Annotated in this window: 21 protein-coding genes and 1 pseudogene; 9 read left to right on the forward strand and 13 right to left on the reverse strand. The window is 68.0% G+C overall.

All coding sequences use genetic code 11. The features are described 5' to 3' along the window. From NBRGI_RS36010 to NBRGI_RS36020, 3 genes and pseudogenes are all read right to left on the reverse strand, one after another. A pseudogene (locus NBRGI_RS36010) lies at positions 1 to 370 on the reverse strand (protein translocase subunit SecD); the annotation flags it as partial. 99 nt (positions 371 to 469) lie between these two features. Further along, positions 470 to 823 carry a preprotein translocase subunit YajC gene (gene yajC / locus NBRGI_RS36015; RefSeq protein WP_029901637.1) on the reverse strand — a complete coding sequence of 118 codons (354 nt, stop codon included), beginning with the start codon at positions 821 to 823 and terminating at the stop codon, positions 470 to 472. Between the two features lie 190 nt (positions 824 to 1013). Continuing rightward, positions 1014 to 2504, reverse strand: coding sequence for a flavin-containing monooxygenase (locus NBRGI_RS36020; protein ID WP_029901638.1), 1491 nt, complete (start codon positions 2502 to 2504; stop codon positions 1014 to 1016). A gap of 36 nt (positions 2505 to 2540) precedes the next feature. On the opposite strand from NBRGI_RS36020, the gene NBRGI_RS36025 reads away from it, so the two are divergent. The 3 genes from NBRGI_RS36025 to NBRGI_RS36040 all read left to right on the forward strand — a co-directional run bounded on the left by NBRGI_RS36025 (position 2541) and on the right by NBRGI_RS36040 (position 5185). Further along, on the forward strand, positions 2541 to 3206 hold the full coding sequence (locus tag NBRGI_RS36025; protein WP_081878372.1) for a TetR/AcrR family transcriptional regulator: 666 nt from the start codon (positions 2541 to 2543) through the stop codon (positions 3204 to 3206). Positions 3207 to 3354: 148 nt separating this feature from the next. Continuing rightward, positions 3355 to 3951, forward strand: coding sequence for a DivIVA domain-containing protein (locus tag NBRGI_RS49790; protein WP_042255887.1), 597 nt, complete (start codon positions 3355 to 3357; stop codon positions 3949 to 3951). 457 nt (positions 3952 to 4408) lie between these two features. Then, positions 4409 to 5185, forward strand: a complete 777-nt coding sequence (locus NBRGI_RS36040) for a ribosomal RNA small subunit methyltransferase A (protein ID WP_268808462.1) — start codon at positions 4409 to 4411, stop codon at positions 5183 to 5185. Positions 5186 to 5248: 63 nt separating this feature from the next. Here NBRGI_RS36040 and ruvB read toward each other — a convergent pair whose 3' ends face one another. The 4 genes from ruvB to NBRGI_RS36060 form a co-directional block, all read right to left on the reverse strand. Next, a complete protein-coding gene (gene ruvB, locus NBRGI_RS36045; protein WP_029901642.1) occupies positions 5249 to 6334 on the reverse strand; it encodes a Holliday junction branch migration DNA helicase RuvB in 1086 nt (361 codons plus the stop codon). Between the two features lie 6 nt (positions 6335 to 6340). Further along, complete coding sequence (gene ruvA, locus NBRGI_RS36050; RefSeq protein WP_029901643.1) at positions 6341 to 6943, reverse strand: Holliday junction branch migration protein RuvA; 603 nt, start codon at positions 6941 to 6943, stop codon at positions 6341 to 6343. After that, a complete protein-coding gene (gene ruvC, locus NBRGI_RS36055; protein ID WP_014986573.1) occupies positions 6940 to 7509 on the reverse strand; it encodes a crossover junction endodeoxyribonuclease RuvC in 570 nt (189 codons plus the stop codon). The genes ruvA and ruvC overlap by 4 nt, the downstream gene beginning before the upstream one ends. A 276-nt stretch (positions 7510 to 7785) precedes the next feature. Continuing rightward, the gene (locus NBRGI_RS36060; RefSeq protein WP_029901644.1) at positions 7786 to 8217 is read right to left on the reverse strand and encodes an acyl-CoA thioesterase; all 432 of its coding nucleotides are present in this window, start codon (positions 8215 to 8217) and stop codon (positions 7786 to 7788) included. A 335-nt stretch (positions 8218 to 8552) separates the two neighbouring features. Between NBRGI_RS36060 and NBRGI_RS36065 the strand changes: the two genes are divergently transcribed. Next, positions 8553 to 10025 carry an alpha/beta hydrolase gene (locus tag NBRGI_RS36065; RefSeq protein WP_235211214.1) on the forward strand — a complete coding sequence of 491 codons (1473 nt, stop codon included), beginning with the start codon at positions 8553 to 8555 and terminating at the stop codon, positions 10023 to 10025. A gap of 60 nt (positions 10026 to 10085) precedes the next feature. Here the strand turns inward: NBRGI_RS36065 and NBRGI_RS36070 are convergent, their stop codons facing one another. Next, on the reverse strand, positions 10086 to 11048 hold the full coding sequence (locus NBRGI_RS36070) for a GlxA family transcriptional regulator (RefSeq protein WP_036562129.1): 963 nt from the start codon (positions 11046 to 11048) through the stop codon (positions 10086 to 10088). 201 nt (positions 11049 to 11249) lie between these two features. Here NBRGI_RS36070 and NBRGI_RS36075 point away from each other — a divergent pair, with 201 nt between their 5' ends. The 3 genes from NBRGI_RS36075 to NBRGI_RS36085 all read left to right on the forward strand — a co-directional run bounded on the left by NBRGI_RS36075 (position 11250) and on the right by NBRGI_RS36085 (position 12430). Beyond that, entirely contained in the window at positions 11250 to 11456 is a 207-nt protein-coding gene (locus NBRGI_RS36075) for a DUF5988 family protein (protein ID WP_029901647.1), read from the forward strand. Positions 11457 to 11588: 132 nt separating this feature from the next. Further along, a complete protein-coding gene (locus tag NBRGI_RS36080) occupies positions 11589 to 11945 on the forward strand; it encodes a metalloregulator ArsR/SmtB family transcription factor (protein ID WP_029901648.1) in 357 nt (118 codons plus the stop codon). Beyond that, positions 11942 to 12430: an SRPBCC family protein gene (locus NBRGI_RS36085; RefSeq protein ID WP_029901649.1), complete on the forward strand. Its 489-nt coding sequence runs from the start codon at positions 11942 to 11944 to the stop codon at positions 12428 to 12430. The genes NBRGI_RS36080 and NBRGI_RS36085 overlap by 4 nt, the downstream gene beginning before the upstream one ends. A 64-nt stretch (positions 12431 to 12494) precedes the next feature. Here NBRGI_RS36085 and NBRGI_RS36090 read toward each other — a convergent pair whose 3' ends face one another. Together NBRGI_RS36090 and pdxT are read right to left on the reverse strand one after the other, a co-directional pair. Further along, positions 12495 to 13247, reverse strand: a complete 753-nt coding sequence (locus NBRGI_RS36090; protein WP_029901650.1) for a YebC/PmpR family DNA-binding transcriptional regulator — start codon at positions 13245 to 13247, stop codon at positions 12495 to 12497. A gap of 141 nt (positions 13248 to 13388) precedes the next feature. Continuing rightward, positions 13389 to 14036, reverse strand: coding sequence for a pyridoxal 5'-phosphate synthase glutaminase subunit PdxT (gene pdxT / locus NBRGI_RS36095; RefSeq protein WP_275451617.1), 648 nt, complete (start codon positions 14034 to 14036; stop codon positions 13389 to 13391). A gap of 184 nt (positions 14037 to 14220) precedes the next feature. Between pdxT and NBRGI_RS36100 the strand changes: the two genes are divergently transcribed. Further along, entirely contained in the window at positions 14221 to 15948 is a 1728-nt protein-coding gene (locus tag NBRGI_RS36100; protein WP_436839285.1) for an APC family permease, read from the forward strand. 79 nt (positions 15949 to 16027) lie between these two features. Here NBRGI_RS36100 and NBRGI_RS36105 read toward each other — a convergent pair whose 3' ends face one another. Continuing rightward, the gene (locus NBRGI_RS36105) at positions 16028 to 16846 is read right to left on the reverse strand and encodes an acyl-CoA thioesterase (RefSeq protein WP_029901653.1); all 819 of its coding nucleotides are present in this window, start codon (positions 16844 to 16846) and stop codon (positions 16028 to 16030) included. A gap of 84 nt (positions 16847 to 16930) precedes the next feature. On the opposite strand from NBRGI_RS36105, the gene NBRGI_RS36110 reads away from it, so the two are divergent. Continuing rightward, positions 16931 to 17560, forward strand: coding sequence for a hypothetical protein (locus tag NBRGI_RS36110; protein WP_235211215.1), 630 nt, complete (start codon positions 16931 to 16933; stop codon positions 17558 to 17560). A gap of 285 nt (positions 17561 to 17845) precedes the next feature. Here NBRGI_RS36110 and NBRGI_RS36115 read toward each other — a convergent pair whose 3' ends face one another. Continuing rightward, entirely contained in the window at positions 17846 to 18340 is a 495-nt protein-coding gene (locus NBRGI_RS36115; RefSeq protein ID WP_029901655.1) for a hypothetical protein, read from the reverse strand. A 224-nt stretch (positions 18341 to 18564) separates the two neighbouring features. Continuing rightward, complete coding sequence (gene pdxS, locus NBRGI_RS36120) at positions 18565 to 19467, reverse strand: pyridoxal 5'-phosphate synthase lyase subunit PdxS (protein ID WP_014986587.1); 903 nt, start codon at positions 19465 to 19467, stop codon at positions 18565 to 18567. Positions 19468 to 19507 lie beyond the last annotated feature (40 nt).

Genomic DNA, 19507 nt, shown 5'->3' on the forward strand with positions numbered 1-19507 from the left:
CTGCCTGCAGCACCGGACGGATGAGCAGCTTGGCCGTGGTCGCCATCGTGCGCGCCTGCGCGCCGTCGTCGCCCGGCACGGTGATGACCAGGTTGTCTCCGTCGATGACGACTTCGGAACCCAGCACGCCGAGACCGTTGACGCGGTTCTCGATGATGGTCTGTGCCTTACGCAGACTGTCCTGGCTCGGCTTGTTGCCGTCCGGCGTTCGCGCGGTCAGCGTGACCCGGGTACCGCCCTGGAGGTCGATGCCGAGCTTCGGTTGCGGGGAGTCACCGGTGAAGAACACCAGCGCATAGATCACGGCCAGCAGCGCGGCGTAGACGCCGAGCAGCCGGAGCGGATGCGCCGATCCCTGGGAAGGTGGCACAGTACGTCATCTCCTAGGCGGGAAGTCGAGAGTGGAACAAGTGGGCACACCGGTGGCGCCGGGCACCACCGTAGCGGTGCCCGGCGCGCGGGCCGACGATCAATCTTTGGTCAGCCGGGTTTCGGTCTGCTCGGCGGATTCCTCGATGGCCTCGACCGCAGGCGCGTCGACCGGGCTCTCGTCGGTGCTCGTCGCGTCGTCGTCGGTGCGTACCTCGCGGATGGCCGCGCGCAGCCAGGTGGTCACGACCTCCTCGGCGATCTCGAGATCGACCGTGGCGTCGTCGAGATCGACGACGGTGCCGTACAGCCCCGACGTGGTGATGACCTGGTCGCCGACCTTGAGGCTGTCCTGCATCTCCGTGACCTTGGCGGCTTCCCGCTTCTGACGGCGGACACCGAGGAACATCGGCACGAGCAGGGCTACCAGCAGCAGCGGAAACAGAAGTTCCATCGTCGAAGTCAGTCCCTAGTCTTGTCGGTGGGATGGGTAAGTACCCACAGTCTGCCAGTTCGTGTCGCCGCCGCCACACCGGCACACCCGCTGGGGAGCGGCGACATCGCCTCTGGGGACCGCGGAACTCGTCGCGAACGGTGACGGGCCCCGCCGGAGAGGTCCGGCAGGGCCCGCGCAACGTCGGCGTTCAGGCGCTCTTGCCGTAGACGTAGTCGTCGAGCGGGAAGCTGACGGCCTCCCGGTGCGCGTTGAGGGTGCTGGTGGGGCGCAGCAGGGCCGCTTCACCGTGCTGGTTGAAGTAGTAGCTGCGCGCGGTGGAGCAGTCGCCGCCGTAGAACACCGAGGAACCGAGCTTGTCGGTGACCCGATCCAGGAAGCTCGCGTTGGCCTGCTCGGTCACCTCGAAGGTCTGCTCGCCGCGGCGACGCAGCTCGCCGAAGAGCCTGCCCATGTGCTTCATCTGCGCCTCGATGGTGGTGAAGTACGACAGACCGCTGTAGGAGTACGGACTGTTGAGGCTGAGGAAGTTCGGGAACTTCGGCACGGTGATGCCCTCGTAGGCCTGGAAGCGATTGTCCCGCCAGAACTTTCCGAGGTTGACGCCGTCGCGGCCGATGATCTCGATGGCGGGGAAGTTCACGTCCCACAGGTTGAAGCCGGTGGCCAGGATCAGCGTGTCGATCTCGGTCTTGTGCCCGCCGGCGGTGACGATGCCGTCCGGTTCGATGTGCTCGATCGAGTTGGTCTCCAGGCGCACGTTCGGCTGGTTGAACGTGCGGAAGTAGCTGTTGGAGAAGGTGGGGCGCTTGCAGCCGAAGTCGTAGTGCGGGGTGAGCTGCTTGCGGGTTTCCTTGTCCCGCACCGAGGCCCGCAGGTGCGCCTTGGCGAGCACGCCCGCGCCCTTGTTCAGCAACTTGGCCTGCTTGTAGTGCAGCACACCGACCACCATCAGCGCCTCGAGCAGGCTGGTGTTGAACAGCCGCGCCGCTTTCTGGGTGGCGGGGACCTTTTCGAAGAGCTTCTGCACCGGACCCGGAATCGCGGCGTCGATCTTCGGCACCACCCAGATCGGCGTGCGCTGGAAGACCGTGAGCGCCTGCGCCTTCTTGGCCACCTCGGGCACCAGCTGCACGGCGGTCGCGCCGGTGCCGATGATCGCGGCCTTGCGGCCGGTGAGGTCGAAATCGTCCTCCCACGCGGTGGTGTGGATGATCTTGCCGGCGAAGGTGTCGATGCCGGGGAACGGCGGGGTGTACGGCTGGGACAGGAAGCCGGTCGCGGTGAGCAGGTAACGGCCCGTGAGGGTTTCGCCACCGGCGATGGACACCACCCACTGCTGGTGCTCTTCGTCCCAGCGGGCGCCGTCGACCACGGTGCCGAAGCGCATGCGCCGGCGCAGGCCGTACTTCTCGGCGATGTGGCTCGCGTACTTCTTCAGCTCGGCACCCGGCGCGAACAGCCGCGTCCAGTACGGGTTCGGCTCGAACGAGTACGAGTAGGTGACCGACGCGATGTCGACCGCGAGCCCCGGGTAATGGTTCACATGCCAGGTCCCGCCGAGGTCGTCCTCGCGTTCGAGGATCACGTAATTGCTCAGGCCGAGCCGATCGAGCTCGATGCCCGCGCCCATGCCACCGAATCCCGCACCGACCACGACCGCGTCGTACTGAGGCGCCACTCCGAACCTCCAGATTTGTGAACCGCTTCTCACGGAATGACACATCATTCCGTTTGTGACGACTGTATCATTGGCGTGGTGACGAAGCCATTGACGCGTGCTGAACGCCGCAAAGCCGAGCTGCGGCAGGAAATCATCGACACCGCTTTCGTCTGCTTCTCCGAGAAGGGCTATCACGCCACCGGCATCGCCGATATCGTCGGCCAGCTCGGCATCGGGCACGGCACCTTCTACCGGTACTTCAGCAACAAGCGCGACATCATCGACCACGTCATCGACGACCTCTCGGCGAAGATCATCGACACACTCGGCACCGACAACGCACCGGACGCCGCGACCACGCTCGACGAGTACCGCGCGCAGACCGACCGGATCGGCCAGGCGCTGACGCATATCCTGATGGGCGATCGCCGAGTGGCCCAGCTGCTGCTCGTGCACGCCCCCGGCATCGACGACGAGCTCACCGCGCGCCTCTACGGCCTGCTCGACATGGCCGACGCGCTGACCGCCGGCTACCTCGAGCACGGCGTCGAACTCGGTTATCTGCGAGCGGATCTCGACACCGTCAACACCGCCCGCGCCGTCACCGGCATGCTGCTCGCCGGCATCGTGCACGGCCTGCGCGATACCGACGAAGCCACCCTGCGCGGATTGAACGAGGCGATCCGGCGACTGCTCATCGACGGCGTCCGCAAAGATTGAGCACACGACAAGCCCCCTGACGCGCTCCCCCACGTTATGGTGAGGACAAAGTTCCGTCGCGTCGCCCAGGGGGCCGCTCGTGGTCACAAGAGACCAGGGAGTACGAAAACCGCACATTCCGTCGGCCGGGCGCATCGGGCCTGACAGAATGTCGCCCGTGACCCCCGAGGATGTGAGCCGGATCAGTTTCGCGACACCACCATTCGGCCAGCGTGGCTACCACGCCGACGAGGTGGACGCCTTCCTCGATCTGGTCGCCGCGACCATGGCGGGCCGCGGCGCGCTGGCGGCCGACGATCTGCGGCACGTCACGTTCGACGCACCGCGCCCCGGCGGGCGCGGCTATCGCGCGGATCAGGTCGACGAATACCTGGACCAGGTGCGCATCGAACTGGAAATGCGCCAGCGCGGGGTGCGCCCCGCGCCCTCGGGCAACGGACCCGCGATGCTCACGCCGGATGATGTGCAGCGCATGCGTTTCACCCAGGCGCCGGTCGGTCGGCGTGGCTACAACGAAGAAGAAGTCGACGCGTTCCTCGATCTGGTCGCGGCGACGCTGGCCCATGGCGGACCGGGCAGCCTGACCGTCGCGGACGTGCGCGCGGTGCGTTTCACCGAAGCGCGCCTGGGCACCCGCGGTTATCAGCGCGACGAAGTGGACGCCTTCGCCGACCTGGTGGTCACCGCCCTGGAGCACGCCGAGCACCAGCACCACCGCTGGACCTTGCACCGCGACGCCGACTAGACCCTGCCTCGCAGTCCGGGTGGAGGCGCCGGATCGGACTTCGAGACAGTGGCCGACTCGAGTTCCTCGGCGGTCGTGCGGCGATGGTCCACGCGGCCATTGCCGTCGGTGACTCCCGCGGCGGGCGCGCGGAGAGTTCGGTCCGCATGGCTGCTGCTCATATTTCGCGAACGTCGATATACGGCGGACGCCCTCGATCGCATCGCCGAATAATTCGGTTGCGGGGTCGCGGGTGTCGTCCATAACGTGACCGGCATGCATTGCTTCGCCGCCCCGTACTTCATCCGTCTCCGCAGCGCCCGGGCTCTGGCCCGCTAGCGGACGCGGAGAGAACTACTTCGGCGTCCGCGAGCGCGCCCAGGGCCCTTCGAGACTCATCCGACTCGAAGACCCGAAAGGGGCAAGCGCTGTGGCGCAAGATTTTGCATACCGGAATTACTCGCATACCCAGGGCAAGGTGAAGAACGGCGGCGGTGGTCGTCCGTCGAAAGACCGTGTCAGACAGGCGCGTTCCCAGCATCTTCTGGTGAGCCAGGCAGCCGTGGAATCGATCCTGGCGGTGGCCGACCCGAATGGCGCGGTGCTCGAACCCCACCCGGGAGACGGACTGCTCACCCGAGCGCTGGCTCAGCACGGGGCACAGGTCACCGCGTACGAACCGGATCCGCTGTCGGCCGCGAAGCTCTCGGCACGCACCCGCGTAGACAACGGAATACGTGTGGTACGAGCCGATTTCACCAAAGCCAAGCCGCCGCGTGAACCGTTCGCCGTCGTCGGGAGCATTCCGCTCGCGGCGACCGCGCGGATCGTCGACTGGTGCCTGGCCGCGTCCACGCTCACCTCGGCGACCCTGGTGGTCCCCCAGGAATACGCGCACGCGTACGTCGGGCAGAACGGACACTGGGATCTCGTCACCTCGACGAACTGGCCACGGTTCGACTGGCAACTACACGGCCCGCTGGCCCGGACCGCGTTCCGACCCGCACTCACCACCGACACCGCGATCCTGCGCATCCACCGCCGCACGAAACCCTTGGTACACGACCAAGATTCGTACGCCACCCTGGTGCACTCAGGGTTCGCCGACACACACCTGCCGCTGGCCACCGCCCTGCGCACACGTTATCCAGACGTGGACGAAGCACTGCACGTCACGGGCATCGCCCCCGACACCACCGCCGATGCCGTGCACCCTACGGACTGGGTGCGGCTACACGAGCACCTGAATCCGTAACCGATGGGGCCGCTCTGCTTCGGTGGAGCGGCCCCGACGGTGCGAGACGTCTTGGGGCGGCGACTATTCGAACAGGTCGAGGGTGGGTTGGGGGTCGCGGCCGCGGACTTCGATGGAGCCGAAGACGAGGTCGGGGGGTGGGACGAGGCCGAGGTGTTCCCAGGCGGCGGCGGTGGCTACGCGGCCGCGCGGGGTGCGTGCGACCATACCCGCGCGGACGAGGAACGGCTCGCAGACCTCCTCGACGGTCGCGGCTTCTTCTCCTACCGCGACAGCGAGCGTCGAGACACCGACCGGGCCGCCGCCGAAACTGCGGACCAGCGCCGAAAGCACTGCGCGGTCCAGACGGTCCAGGCCGAGCACGTCGACGTCGTACACCTCGAGCGCCGCCTGCGCGATCGACTGGGTGATCATGCCGTCGGCGCGGACCTCCGCATAGTCGCGGACGCGACGCAGCAGGCGGTTCGCGATGCGCGGCGTGCCCCGCGAGCGACCCGCGATCTCGGCGGCCGCGTCGTGGTCGATCTCGACGCCGAGGATCTGCGCCGACCGCTGCAGGATGCGCAGCAGTTCGGCGGGCTCGTAGAAGTCCATGTGCCCGGTGAAACCGAAACGGTCCCGCAGCGGACCGGTCAGCGCACCGGACCGAGTTGTCGCGCCCACCAGCGTGAACGGGGCGATGTCCAACGGAATCGAGGTCGCGCCCGGACCTTTGCCGACCACGACGTCGACCCGGAAATCCTCCATCGCGAGATACAGCATCTCCTCGGCGGGGCGGGCGATCCGGTGGATCTCATCGATGAACAGCACGTCGCCGTCGACCAGGTTGCTGAGCATCGCGGCCAGATCACCCGCCCGTTCCAGCGCGGGCCCGGAGGTGATGCGCAGCGCGGTGCCGAGCTCCCCCGCGATGATCATCGCCATGCTGGTCTTGCCGAGCCCGGGCGGACCGGACAGCAGTACGTGATCCGGAGTGCCACCACGCTGTTTCGCGCCGCGCAGCACCAGCGCGAGTTGCTCACGCACCCGAGGCTGACCGATGAAGTCGTCCAGCGATTTCGGGCGCAGGCTGGCTTCGATCTCGCCGTCGGATTTCAAATAGCTGGACGTGACCTGGGATTCGGGCGCTTCGTCTTCATCGTGATCCATGTTCGACTACCGATTCTTGCCGAGCAGGTTGAGCGCGGCCCGCAGCGCCGCGGACGTGCCGGCGGCAGGCTGTTCGGCCAGGACGGAGTCGATCGCCTGCTCCGCCTGTTTGACCGGGAAACCAAGACCGGTGAGCGCCTCGACCACCTGATCGCGCACGGGCGTGACGACCGCCGCGGTCGCACCGGGCGGACCGGACTGCACCGGAACGAGATTCACCTTGTCCCGCAGCTCGACCACCATGCGCTCGGCGCCGCGCTTACCGATACCGGGCACGCGGGTGAGCGCGGCGACATTGCTTTCCGCGAGCGCCTTGCGCAGCGCTTCGGGTTCCAGCACCGCGAGCACCGCCATCGCCAGCCGCGGGCCGACCCCGGACACCGTCTGCAACAGGCCGAACAGGTCGCGGGCCTCGGTGTCGGCGAAACCGTACAGCGTCATCGAATCCTCGCGGACGATCATCGCGGTGTACAGCCGGGTTTCCTCGCCCCGGGTCAGCGTGGACAGCGTCGCGGGCGTGACGTTGAGGCGGTAGCCGATGCCCGCCGCCTCGATCACCGTGTGGTCGAGGGCGATCTCGAGCACCTCGCCGCGAACCGACGCGATCACCTCTGTACCGCCTTCCGTTGTTCGGCAAGCCGTTCCGCGTACTTGCGCTGCGCCTCGGCCGCGCGGGCCTCGGCCTTGGCCATGCGCTCCAGCAGCGGCGCCCGCCAACAATGGCAGATGGCCAGCGCCAGCGCATCCGCCGCGTCGGCGGGCTTCGGCGCGACCTGCAAGCCGAGGATGCGGGTCACCATGGCTGTGACCTGCGCCTTGTCCGCGGTGCCGTTGCCGGTGACCGCGGCCTTCACCTCGCTGGGCGTGTGGAACATGACCGGGATGCCGCGGCGCGCGGCCGCCAGCGCGATCACGCCGCCCGCCTGCGCGGTGCCCATCGCGGTACGCACATTGTGCTGGGCGAAGACGCGTTCGATCGCGACGGCCCCCGGTTTGTGCGTGTCCATCCAGTGTTCGGCGGCGTCGGCGACCTGCAGTAGTCGCTGGGCGAGGTCCATGTCGGCGGGGGTGCGGACCACGTCGACGTCGATCGCGGTCACCTTCCGCCCCAGCCCGCCCTCGACGATGCTGAGGCCGCACCGGGTGAGCCCGGGATCGACACCCATCACCCGCACGAATTCCCCTCTCGCAGCTACGAACAACTGTTCGAGAGTGTAGCGGAGGCAAGGGGTTCGGTGCCCCAGCGACACGGGCACCGGCCGCGCCGGCAGGCCTTGACCACACGCTCGGCACGATGCCGTCTCGAAGTCCGGCCGGATGCATCCGCGGTTCAGCTCGCCGCCTGACAAAACGGAGGAGGAGCCGCTTCCGGGGTTGTATCGGCGACGACGACAACGCCGCCAGGCGGCAAATGAACCGCGGCGGCGCCGGATGGGACTTCGAGACAGGGCCTACACCACTGCGTTCGGTAGGCCGAGCAGTTCCGGAGTGCGGGCGCGGGCGGACCATTCGCGGGCCGGGTCGGTGACGAGTTTGCGGGCGCCGAGGTCGAGGAGACCGCTCACGTGGGTGACCGTGGCGGCGTGGACGCCGTCGGCGCGGGTCAGTAGGTGTTCGACGCGGTAGGTCTTGCCGGTCCCCCACAACCACACGCAGGACACGTCGACCGCGTCACCGCCGCGCAGTTCCCGATGGAACTTGATGGTCGTCTCGAGATTCACCGGCCCGAAGCCCGCGGCGATCAACTCCTCCACCGAAACGCCCGCTGCCTGCACGCACGCGAACCGCGCGTGATCGGCGTACTGGTGATAGGCGGCACCCGTCACGTGCAACTGTGGATCCAGATCCGACACCCGCACTTCGATCCGCGTACTGAAAGACACGCTCGGCACTATGCCAGCCCCCACCGACACATTTCCCCCACTCGTCGCGCGCACCGTCCTTCGACGCAGTCGACCATCCGCACCCGCAACCCTCCGCGCTCGCCGAGTAACTCAACCTGGCGCTGGACCGCACCGCGCACGACCTCATCAACCCGCCCGCGCACAGCCTGCGCGGCCGGTTGCGGATGCGGTCGATGCCCGTCTCACGCCACTCGATCAGCCGCGACCGCGCTGCGGCATGCGCCCGGTGCGCGGCGGGCGGGGGTCGGCGGCGCACAGGGGGCTGGTAGTCGATTCACAGGGTGTCTCGAGGAACGGTGTCGACAATGCCGTACGTGTCTGCCTCTGGTGTGCTGATCGCCGCGCCCGTGAACCCGGCGCCGCCCGCTCCGCAGTTGCCGTCGGCGCAGCTGAATCCGAACTACCAGAACACCTTTCACCATGGGATCGCGCTACTGCACGGCTGGCTGCCGCTGACGATCGAGCTCGTCGCGGTGGCGTTTCTGCTGGTCGCGGTGGCACGGTGGACGCGGCGCTGGTGGCTGGTCCAGGTGCCGGTCTGTCTGCTGCTGGGCGTGGTGGGCGCGCTGGTCGCGCGGTGGTACGTGACCGATCAAGGGCTGGCGTCCGATCCGGCGCCCGCAATGCTGTGGGCCTGCGTCGGCGGGACGGTCGCGGCGCTGGGCGTACTCGTGCTCGGCTGGCGCGGCGCGCCGTGGTGGCGGCGTGGCGTTGCGGCGCTTGCGATTCCGCTGGCGCTGCTGAGTACCGGAGTCGTGCTGAACCAGTGGGTCGGCTACTACCCGACGGTGCAGTCGGCCTGGGGTGCGCTCACCGCCGGACCGTTACCGCAGCAGACCGATCTCGACACGCTGGACGGGTTGCGCAATACCGGCGTCACCACCGGCAAGATCGTGCCGGTCCGAATTCCCGACGCGGGCAGCGATTTTCCGCATCGCACCGAATACGTCTATCTGCCGCCCGCCTGGTTCGCCGGTCCGACGCCGCCGACCTTGCCGGTGGTGATGATGATCGGCGGCGAGTTCAACACCCCTGCCGACTGGATTCGCAGCGGGCAGATCATGCCCGCCGTCGACGCGTTCACCACGGCCGACGGCGGTCGCGCGCCGATTCTCGTATTCGTCGACGCCAGCGGGAGTTTCAACAACGACACCGAATGCGTGAACGGTCCGCGCGGCGACGCCGCCGACCATCTGACCCGAGATGTGCCGAGCTACCTGGAATCCCGGTTCGCCGCGGCGACCGATCCGGCGCAGTGGGCGGTGGTCGGCTGGTCGATGGGGGGCACCTGCGCGGTCGACCTGGCGGTGATGCATCCGGAATTGGTGCACACTTTCGTCGATATCGCAGGCGATCTCGGGCCTGCCTCGGGCACCGAAGACCAGACCGTCGCGCGATTGTTCGGCGGCGACGCCGCGCAGTGGGCGGCCTTCGACCCGCTCACGGTGATGGCCGCGCACGGCCGATACACGGGCACCGCAGGGCTTTTCGACGACCTGACACCGCCCAGCCGAAATTCGCCGCGCGGCGACCACGGTGCGGCAGGCGCAGCTGCGCGTCCCCCGGCCGAGGACGACACCGCCGGGATCGGCGGCCACGACGGCATCCAGGACACCGGCGAGGTGGGTGCGGCCGAAAAACTGTGCGCGCAAGGACGAGAAGTCGGGATCGATTGCACCATCCACACCACTCAGGGCGGGCACACCTGGCAATTCGCCGCTGCCGCGTTCACCTCGTCGTTCCCCTGGCTAGTCGCCCGCCTCGGACTGCCCGTCCCGACCTCCTGAAACGCACCAGAACTGGCGCGTGCGCACAAGGCCGGCGCGGACACGCTGCACGCGGGATGTTCAGCGCACTGCCCCGGCCCGGAACGTCCGCCGATAAGCGTTGGGCGAGACCCCGATCGCGTCGTTCAAGTGCTGGCGCAATGACGTGCCGGTCGCGAAACCGACCTCACCCGCGATCCGGTCGATGGTCAGGTCGGTCGATTCCAGGAGGTGCCGCGCACGGAAGAGGCGTTGCTGGATGAGCCAGCGTCCCGGGCTCATCCCCACTTCGTCGCTGAAGCGACGGGCGAAGGTGCGCTTGCTCATGCGCGCACGGTCGGCGAGTTCGTCGATGGTCAGCGGAAGGTGCAGGTTCGCCAGCGCCCATTCCCGGGCGGCTGCCGTTCCCGCCGAGGTCGACGGCGGCACCGGCTGTTCGATGTACTGCGCCTGACCACCCTCGCGGAACGGCGGCACCACGCACCGGCGCGCCACCGCGTTGGCGACCGCGCTGCCGTGATCGCGCCGCACCACGTGCAGGCACACATCGAGCCCCGCTGCCGCCCCTGCGGAGGTGAGCACGTCATCGTCGTCGACATAGAGCACATCGGGATCGAGCAGGACCTTCGGGAAAGTGCGCCGGAACCGCTCGGTCTCGCGCCAATGCGTGGTCGCGGGTCGCCCGTCGAGCAGTCCGGCGGCCGCGAGGACGAAGGAGCCGGTGCAGATCGCCACGATCCTGACACCGGGCCGGATCCTGGCGAACGCGGCACGCACCGGCGGTGGCAGTGCGCCACCGAGGGTCATCCGGATATCGCAGGCGGGAACCACCACCGTGTCCGCGGTCGCGAGCAGGCCGCTGTCGTGCTCGACGGCGATCGCGTAGTCCGCGCTGGTGCGCACCGGTCGCCCGTCGATCGAGCAGGTGCGGATCTCGTAGCGCCCGCTCGCACTGCCGAAAACCCGGTTGGGGATGCCGAGCTCGAACGGATAGACCCCGTCCAAAGCAAGCACGACCACCCGATGGACTGCGGCAGACTGCATGGCACGATCATATTGGGAAACGGTGATCATGCCGTTCGCCGCGGCTCTCGGCCGTTCGGCAGGCGCTGGCCGACCCATAGACCCCCAGCGCTCGGAACACCCCGACACTTACGGCCGCAGCGGTCTGAAACCGAATATTTTTCCGCGCGGCGCTTGCCTGAATCCGCCAAATCGGGGCCTGCACGCTTCTACCATCCGATGATGAGCACTGTTGTGAAGGCTGTCCTCGAGGGCGGGCCGAAAGACATGCCCGCGCGCATCGTTCCCATCACCCCGCCGGGGATCGAGTTGAAGGTCAAGCATCAAGGCGCGTACGAACACTTCAAGGTCACCGCGCGGGAGCAGGACACCCCCGAGGGGCGGTTGCGCGTCTACGAATGGTGCGATCGCACCCCGATCCCGGAGTGATGCGGGCGTAATCGACCAGCGTGGCCGGTCGTCGTCGAGCGACCGGCCCGCCTTCCCGGAACTCCGCCGGTCTGCACCCTGGACAAAAGCGTAACCAAGTGGTTACGCTTTCGCCGTGGAAGAAGCAGTCCCGTGGACGAAATAGCAGGCGCGATTGCCGATCCGGTGCGCAGGCAGATCCTCGAGATGCTGCGGGACACCCGGCTCACCGCCGGGGATATCGCCCAGCAGTTCGAGATCAGCAGACCCGCGGTGAGCAGGCACCTGCGCGTCCTGCGCGAAAGTGGCCTGGTGCATGCCGAACTCGTCGGCAGGCAGCGGTTCTACCTGCTCGACCCGGCCCCGCTCGGCGACCTCGCCGCGTGGATCGCTCGCTTCGACACCACTTCCGCGTGGGAGCGCAGGCTCGACGCACTCGACACCGAGGTCTACCGCACGCGCCGCGAGCACCGGGCCCGGCAGACCGAACCGAAGGAGAACACCGCATGACCCGCACCCCCACCGGCCGCGTCGATCGCACCGGCGGCCGCCGCGATCTCATCCTCACCCGGACCTATCGCGCGCCCATCGCCGACGTCTGGGCCAGCGTCACCGAATCCGACCGCACCGCACGCTGGTTCGGCCCGTGGGAGGGCACGCCGGGCGCGGGCAGCCGGATCAAGGTGCAGATGCTGTTCGAAGAGGGCGCCGGCTGGTGCGACGCGCAGATCGACGCGTGCGAACCGCCGCGCCGCCTCGCCCTCACCACCGAGGACGATTTCGGCACCTGGCAGCTGGAGGTCGTGCTCACCGAGACCGACGGCGTCACCGAACTGGTCTTCACCCACCATCTCGAGCCCGAAGCGCCGATCGGCCAGGTCGGCCCCGGCTGGGAGTACTACCTGGACGCACTCGGGGCGGCCCGCGAAAACACGGACCGCCCCGATTTCGAGGAGTACTACCCCGCGATGCAGCAGTATTACGACGAGCTCTAGTCGACGAGCTCGGCCAGCACCTCGTCCGAGATATCGACCATATGATGCTGTGACGTTCTGTACGTCATTCGTCGAGTTCGGCCAGCACCTCGTCCGAGATATCGACGTTCGTGTACACGTTCTGTACGTCGTCGCTGTCCTCGAGCGCGTCGACCAGCTTGAACACCTTGCGCGCGCCGTCGGCGTCGACCGCGACCGACACCGACGGCTGGAAGCCGGATTCGGCGGAGTCGTAATCGATTTCGGCGGCCTGCAAGGCTTTGCGCACCGGGATCAGGTCGCCCGGCTCGCTGATGATCTCGAACGATTCACCGAGGTCGTTGACCTCCTCGGCGCCCGCGTCGAGCACGGCCATCAGCACGTCGTCCTCGGACAGGCCGTTCTTCTCGAGCGTCACCACGCCCTTGCGGTGGAACAGGTAGGACACCGAGCCCGGATCGGCCATGTTGCCGCCGTTGCGGGTCATCGCGACACGAACCTCGCCCGCGGCGCGGTTGCGGTTGTCGGTCAGGCACTCGATCAGCACGGCGACACCGTTGGGGCCGTAGCCCTCGTACATGATGGTCTGCCAGTCGGCGCCGCCGGCTTCCTCACCACCACCGCGCTTGCGGGCGCGTTCGATGTTGTCGTTGGGCACCGACGACTTCTTTGCCTTCTGGATGGCGTCGTAGAGTGTCGGGTTGCCTGCGGGGTCACTACCACCCGTGCGGGCCGCCACCTCGATGTTCTTGATCAACTTGGCGAAGAGCTTGCCGCGCTTCGCGTCGATCCCCGCCTTCTTGTGCTTGGTGGTGGCCCATTTGGAGTGGCCGCTCATTCCCTACTTCCTTCAGGTCGATGGCACGTTTTGTGGTTGTACCGTACCGGCCGAGCCGGAAGGACAACTTCTCCAGCTTAGTGGACGCCACCGGACCGAGTCCGACCGCAGCCCTGCGGCGGAATTCGGCGAGCGTGCGGACTACGCGGCTCGCACCAGGTCGACGAACAGGCGGTGCACCCGCAGATCGCCGGTGACCTCGGGATGGAACGACGTCGCCAGCACGTTGCCTTGCCGCACAGCCACGATGCGCCCGGCGAACGGTCCGTCGGGCACGGTCGCGAGCACCTCGACGCCGTCGCCCGCGCGTTCCACCCACGGCGCGCGGATGAACACCGCCCGCACCGGGCCGTCGTCCAGGCCGGTGAACTCCAGGTCGACCTCGAAGGAGTCGACCTGTCGCCCGAACGCGTTGCGGCGCACCGTCATATCGATACCCGACAGATGCTTCGCGTCGGGCCTGGTGTCGAGCACCTCGTCGGCGAGCAGGATCATGCCCGCGCAGGAACCGAAGGCGGGCATGCCGTCACGCAGTCGCGCCCGCACCGGTTCCAGCAGTTCGAAGGCTTCCAGCAGCTTGCTGATCGCGGTCGATTCGCCGCCCGGCAGCACCAGCGCGTCCACCGCGGCCAACTCCGACGCGCGGCGCACCAGAACCGGCTCCGCGCCGCAGTGTTCGAGCGCCGCAATGTGCTCGCGGACATCGCCCTGCAGAGCCAGCACGCCCACGGTCGGACGCGACGGCACGGGGTCCGCGACGGTAGGTGCGGCGACCGGGGAAGCGTTCACCCGGAAAAGTTTACGGTCCGCCACGGTGTGGGCCTGCTCACGGTGTCCGTCAGGGTTCCGTCAACGCCGGGGGCAGGCGGCCGTGGGCGGGATGACACTCGACCGTGTGATTGCTGTGTTGCCGCGCAAAGTACCCGCACCGCGCGCAGATGCGAGTCCTGCCCCGGCCCGCCGAGGACTCACCGTGCCGACCGGCCTGGCCGGACTATCGCTGGACGCGATGGCGTCGGTGTCGTACGGACCGGAGGCGATCGTGCTGGTCCTGGCCGCCGCGGGCGGCGCGGGGCTCGGCCTGACCCTGCCGGTGACGCTGGCGATCGCGGCGCTGCTCGCGGTCCTCGTCGCGTCCTATCGGCAGGTCATCGCGGCGTTTCCGAACGGTGGCGGGGCCTACGCGGTGGCGAAAGCGCACCTCGGGCATCGCACCAGCCTCACCGCCGCGGCCTCCTTGATCATCGACTACGTCTTGAACGTCGCCGTCTCGATCGCCGCCGGTGTCGCGGCGCTGACCTCGGCCTTTCCAGCACTCCTGCCGTACACGCTGTGGATCTGCCTGGTCGTGCTGGCCGGGATCACCGCGCTGAACCTGCTCGGGATCACCGAGAGCGCGCGGGCTTTCATGGTGCCGACCGTGATCTTCGTGGCAGGCATCCTGACCGTGATCGTCGCCGGGTTGCTGCGCACCGAACCCGCGAGCGTCAGCCAGGGCGCCGCGACCGTGCTCGACGCGCACACCGTCGGAGTTCTGTTGCTGCTCAAGGCGTTCTCCAGCGGGTGCGCCGCACTGACCGGCGTCGAGGCGATCGCGAACGCGGTACCCAGCTTCGAAGCGCCGAAAGTGGTTCGCGCGCAACGAGCCGAGGTCGCGCTCGGCGCTCTGCTCGGCGTCATGCTGATCGGGCTCGCGGTGCTGATCGAGAAATTCGAGGTGCGTCCGATCGACGGGACCACGGTGCTGTCCCAGCTCACCGAGGCCGCGCTCGGGCACGGAATCGGTTACTACGTGGTGCAATTCGCGACCGTGGTGCTGCTGGCGCTGGCCGCGAACACCTCCTACGGCGGGCTGCCCACCCTCACCAAGATCCTCGCCGACGACAACTGCCTGCCGCACCGGTTCGCGGTCCGCTCGCCGCGACAGGTGTACCGGTACGGCGTGCTCACCCTCGCCGTCGCCGCCGGCGTGCTGCTGGCCGGCGCCAACGGCAATATGAACGCGCTGGTTCCGCTGTTCGCGATCGGGGTGTTCGTCGGCTTCACCATCGCGCAGGTCGGCATGGTGCGGCACTGGTGGATCGCCAGGACGGCGAACTGGCGGGCCCGGCTGGCGCTCAACGGGTTCGGCGCGGCGCTCACCTTCGTCGCCGCGATCGTCACCACCGCGATGAAATTCACCGCGGGGGCCTGGCTGATCGTGTTGATCCTGCCCGCACTGGTGGTCGGCATGGAACGAATTCGCGGCGCCTACCGCAAGATCGGCGAATTCCGGCGCTCCGACGAGGTGCCGCCGCCACCGCGCGCCCGCGAAGCCGTCATCGTGGTGCCGGTCTCGGAAGTGTCCGACCTCAGTTGCGAGGCGCTGTCCGCGGCCATGTCGATCGGCAAAGACGTTGTCGCGGTGCATGTCTGCCTGCCCGGCGAGTCCGCGAAAGCCTTCACCAAAGCGTGGGAGGCGTGGCATCCGGAGGTCCGGCTCGTGCTGCTCGAAGACAGCGACGCCACCGTCGGCGGGCCGGTCGCGCGCTACGTGCGGGAGAACTTCGCGGGCCGACGCAAGGTCGTCGTCATCGCCGAGGTCGACCCGCCCGTCGGCTGGAACCGGGTCCTGCCCAGTCACCGCAGCGATGAACTCGAACGCGTGCTCCGCCGTATGTCCGACACAGTGGTCTGCCACCTGCGCGTCCAGGTGGGCTGAGAACCTGAGTGAATTCAGGCGGCCGCGGTGGTGTGGGTCGGCCACACCCACACCCCGCGGTCGACAAACGTCCGCAGGACTAATCACGCAGGGTGCGGATGAGGCCTTCTTGGACGACGGCGGCGACCATTTCGCCGCGGAGGTTGAAGATCTTGCCGCCGGTGAGGGCGCGGCCGAAGCCCGCGGACGGGGAGGACTGGTCGTAGAGCAACCATTCGTCGGCGCGGAAAGGGCGCAGGAACCACATCGCGTGATCGAGTGACGCGTTCTGTGTCTGCTCGTCCGGGTGGGTGACCTTCGAGGAGCCCAGCAACGTCATATCGCTCATGTACGCCAGCGTGCAGACGTGGAACAGCGGATCGTCGGGCAGCGGATGCCGGTACCGGAACCACACCTGCTGCTGCGACACCGCACCGTCGCGGCGCGCCACCTGCTCCTGCGGAACGGTCCGGATGTCCCAGTGCTCCCACTCCCGCATCGCCCACAGGCGTTCCGGGCTCATCGTGATGCTCGCGTCGGGCAGATCGTCCGGCGCCTGCACCGACGGCATCTCGTCCTGATGCTCCGGACCTTCGTCGCCGATGTGGAACGAGGCCGACATGGTGAAGATCGCGGCACCGTCCTGCACACCCGTCACCCGCCGAGTGCAGAACGAGCGACCGTCCCTGATCCGCTCCACCAGATACACCGTCGGCTGATCCGGGTTGCCCGGACGCAGAAAGTACCCGTGCAGCGAATGCACCTGGAACCGTTCCTCCACCGTGCGCACCGCCGACACCAGCGCCTGGCCGGCAACCTGGCCGCCGAAGGTGCGCGGGAGCTGAGTCTTCGTGGACGCGCCACGGAAGATGTCGCGCTCGAGCCGCTCGATCTCCAGCGCCTCTTCGATTGTCGCCATGGGCTGAGATTAACTCCCCCCGCCGCCCAGCCCACCTCCGGCTACTGGCTCCTCGATCGGCGGGCGACTCCCGAACTCGCGTCGGTGTTCGTGTTGGATGGGGTGGTGCCGCAGTTCGTTCCGATCACGCAGGAAGCTCTCGCCGCGCAGGTTGTCGATCGCTTGCGGGGGTTGGGCGGGTATCGGGTGGTCGCTGTGGACGGGGCGGATGCCGCGGCGCCCGTCGAGTTCGCGCGGCGGATCGCCGACGCGCTGCGCGACACGGGCCGGCCCGCGGAGGTGGTTTCGCTGCACGACTACGTGCGTCCGGCTTCCCTGCGCATGGAGTTCGGCAGCGACGAATTGTCCTACCGCACCGCATGGTTCGACTATGACGCGCTGCGCCGCGAGGTGATCGACGCACTGCACGCCGACGGCCGCTGGCTGCCCGCCCTCTGGGACGAGACCACCGACCGTTCCGCCCGCGCCACCATCCGGACCGCCCTGCCCGCCACCGTCCTACTGATCGCGGGCCCCATGCTGCTCGGCCGCTCCCTCCCCTTCGACCTCACCATCCGCCTGGACATGTCCGAACCGGCCCTGCGCCGAACCACCCCACCCGACCTCCACTGGACCCTCCCCGCCCTCCGCCACCACGACGACTCCCCCGCCACCCCGACCTTCTTCACCCGCTGGGACCACCCCACCCGCCCGGCCCTCCGCCTCCCCGACTGACCTCCCTGCTTCTTTTCTGCCCTTCACCCGATCACGCCATCCCGAACCCACATAGTCAGATGCGAATATCTAGGTAACAACATGTCGCACTCGCTGAGCTCCCCCGGCACCGAGCCCCCGGTACCGTAACGACGTGGGGAGCGAATGCCAGGTCTGCACCAAACACCGAGGACTCAGCCCGCTGTTGCGTCCGGTGATCTATGCGCGCGTTGGTCGATTGATCACCAGGTAACGGGCAAGAGTCCGCCGTCACCGCTACCTGGTGATCGGTTGTGCAGCAACGGTTCAGGCGGCGCAGGCTGGGGACTGTTGGCCGAGGGTGGTGAGGGCTTGGCAGGCCCAGGTTTTCTGGACCTTCCATTTGCCGCCGTCGGCGACGAAGGGGACGTCGACCATGTTTGTCTGGTCGCCGATGGTGAATTTCGCTTGGGCGCTGACGGATTCGCCGAAGGCGGTGACGCCGACGACCTCGGCCTTGGCGTTCGCGTCCTTGTAGGCCTGGGCGAGGCGGTTGGGCAGATCGGGGTCGGCTTCGATGCCTTGGACGAGTTCCAGCTTCTCCGCGCTCGGCACCGCGGGGTCCAGCGCGCGCTGCAGCAGGGCGTTGAGCTGGTCGGCGGTGGGCGTGGCGGGGAGGTTCGGCGCGGCGGTCGCGCTGGTAGTGGTGCGCGACGGCTTGGGCGGATCTTTCGGATCGTCGCTGCCGCAGGCCGCGAGCCCCAGGGCGGCCACCACGGCCAGGCCCGCGATCGCTATACGTCCGGTCTTACGAAGCTTCAACTACTCGTCCTTTGCGCTCGGCTGGTACAGGTCACCTGACAGCGATGCGGCACCAACCACCCAACGGCGTCGACGGGCATCGAAACGCGAAGGTAGTCAACACAATTGTGGAAACAGTAAGGATCGTATGTGGCCGGGGACAGAGTCGCCGCCGAAACGCAGAACGAGCAGGGACCGGAAAGGCCCCTGCTCGTGCGCATGTCATGCCCGCGTCGGGCGCGTACTCACCAGCCGCGTTCGGCCAGCCGGTGGTCGACGGGCAGCTCTTCGACGTTGATGCCGACCATCGCCTCGCCGAGTCCGCGCGAGACCTTGGCGAGCACGTCGGGATCGTCGTGGAAGGTGGTGGCCTTGACGATGGCGGCGGCCCGCTCGGCCGGGTTGCCGGACTTGAAGATGCCGGAGCCGACGAACACGCCCTCGGCGCCGAGCTGCATCATCATCGCGGCATCGGCCGGGGTGGCGATGCCACCGGCGGTGAACAGCACGACGGGCAGCTTGCCGGTCTCGGCGACCTCACGAACCAGCTCGTACGGCGCCTGCAGCTCCTTGGCTGCGACGAACAGCTCGTCCGCGGGCAGCGAGGACAGCCTGCGGATCTCCTGCCGGATCTTGCGCATATGCGTGGTCGCGTTGGAGACGTCGCCGGTGCCGGCCTCGCCCTTGGACCGAATCATGGCCGCGCCCTCGGTGATTCGGCGCAGCGCCTCACCGAGGTTGGTGGCGCCGCAGACGAACGGCACGGTGAAGTTCCACTTGTCGATGTGGTTGGCGTAGTCGGCAGGGGTGAGCACCTCCGACTCGTCGATGTAGTCGACGCCGAGGCTCTGCAGGATCTGCGCCTCCACGAAGTGGCCGATGCGCGCCTTCGCCATGACCGGGATGGAGACGGCGGCGATGATGCCGTCGATCATGTCGGGGTCGCTCATCCGGGACACGCCGCCCTGCGCGCGGATGTCGGCGGGCACCCGCTCCAGCGCCATCACTGCGACCGCGCCCGCGTCTTCGGCGATCTTGGCCTGGTCGGGGGTGACGACGTCCATGATCACCCCGCCCTTGAGCATCTCGGCCATCCCGCGCTTCACACGGGCGGTACCGACGGTCTGGGTGGTCTCGGGCGTCGTCACGGCTAACTCCTGGGTCATCTGCGCCAATCGGGTCGCAAGG

This window comes from Nocardia brasiliensis IFM 10847 (assembly GCF_000710915.1).
GTDB classification, from domain to species: domain Bacteria; phylum Actinomycetota; class Actinomycetes; order Mycobacteriales; family Mycobacteriaceae; genus Nocardia; species Nocardia brasiliensis_A.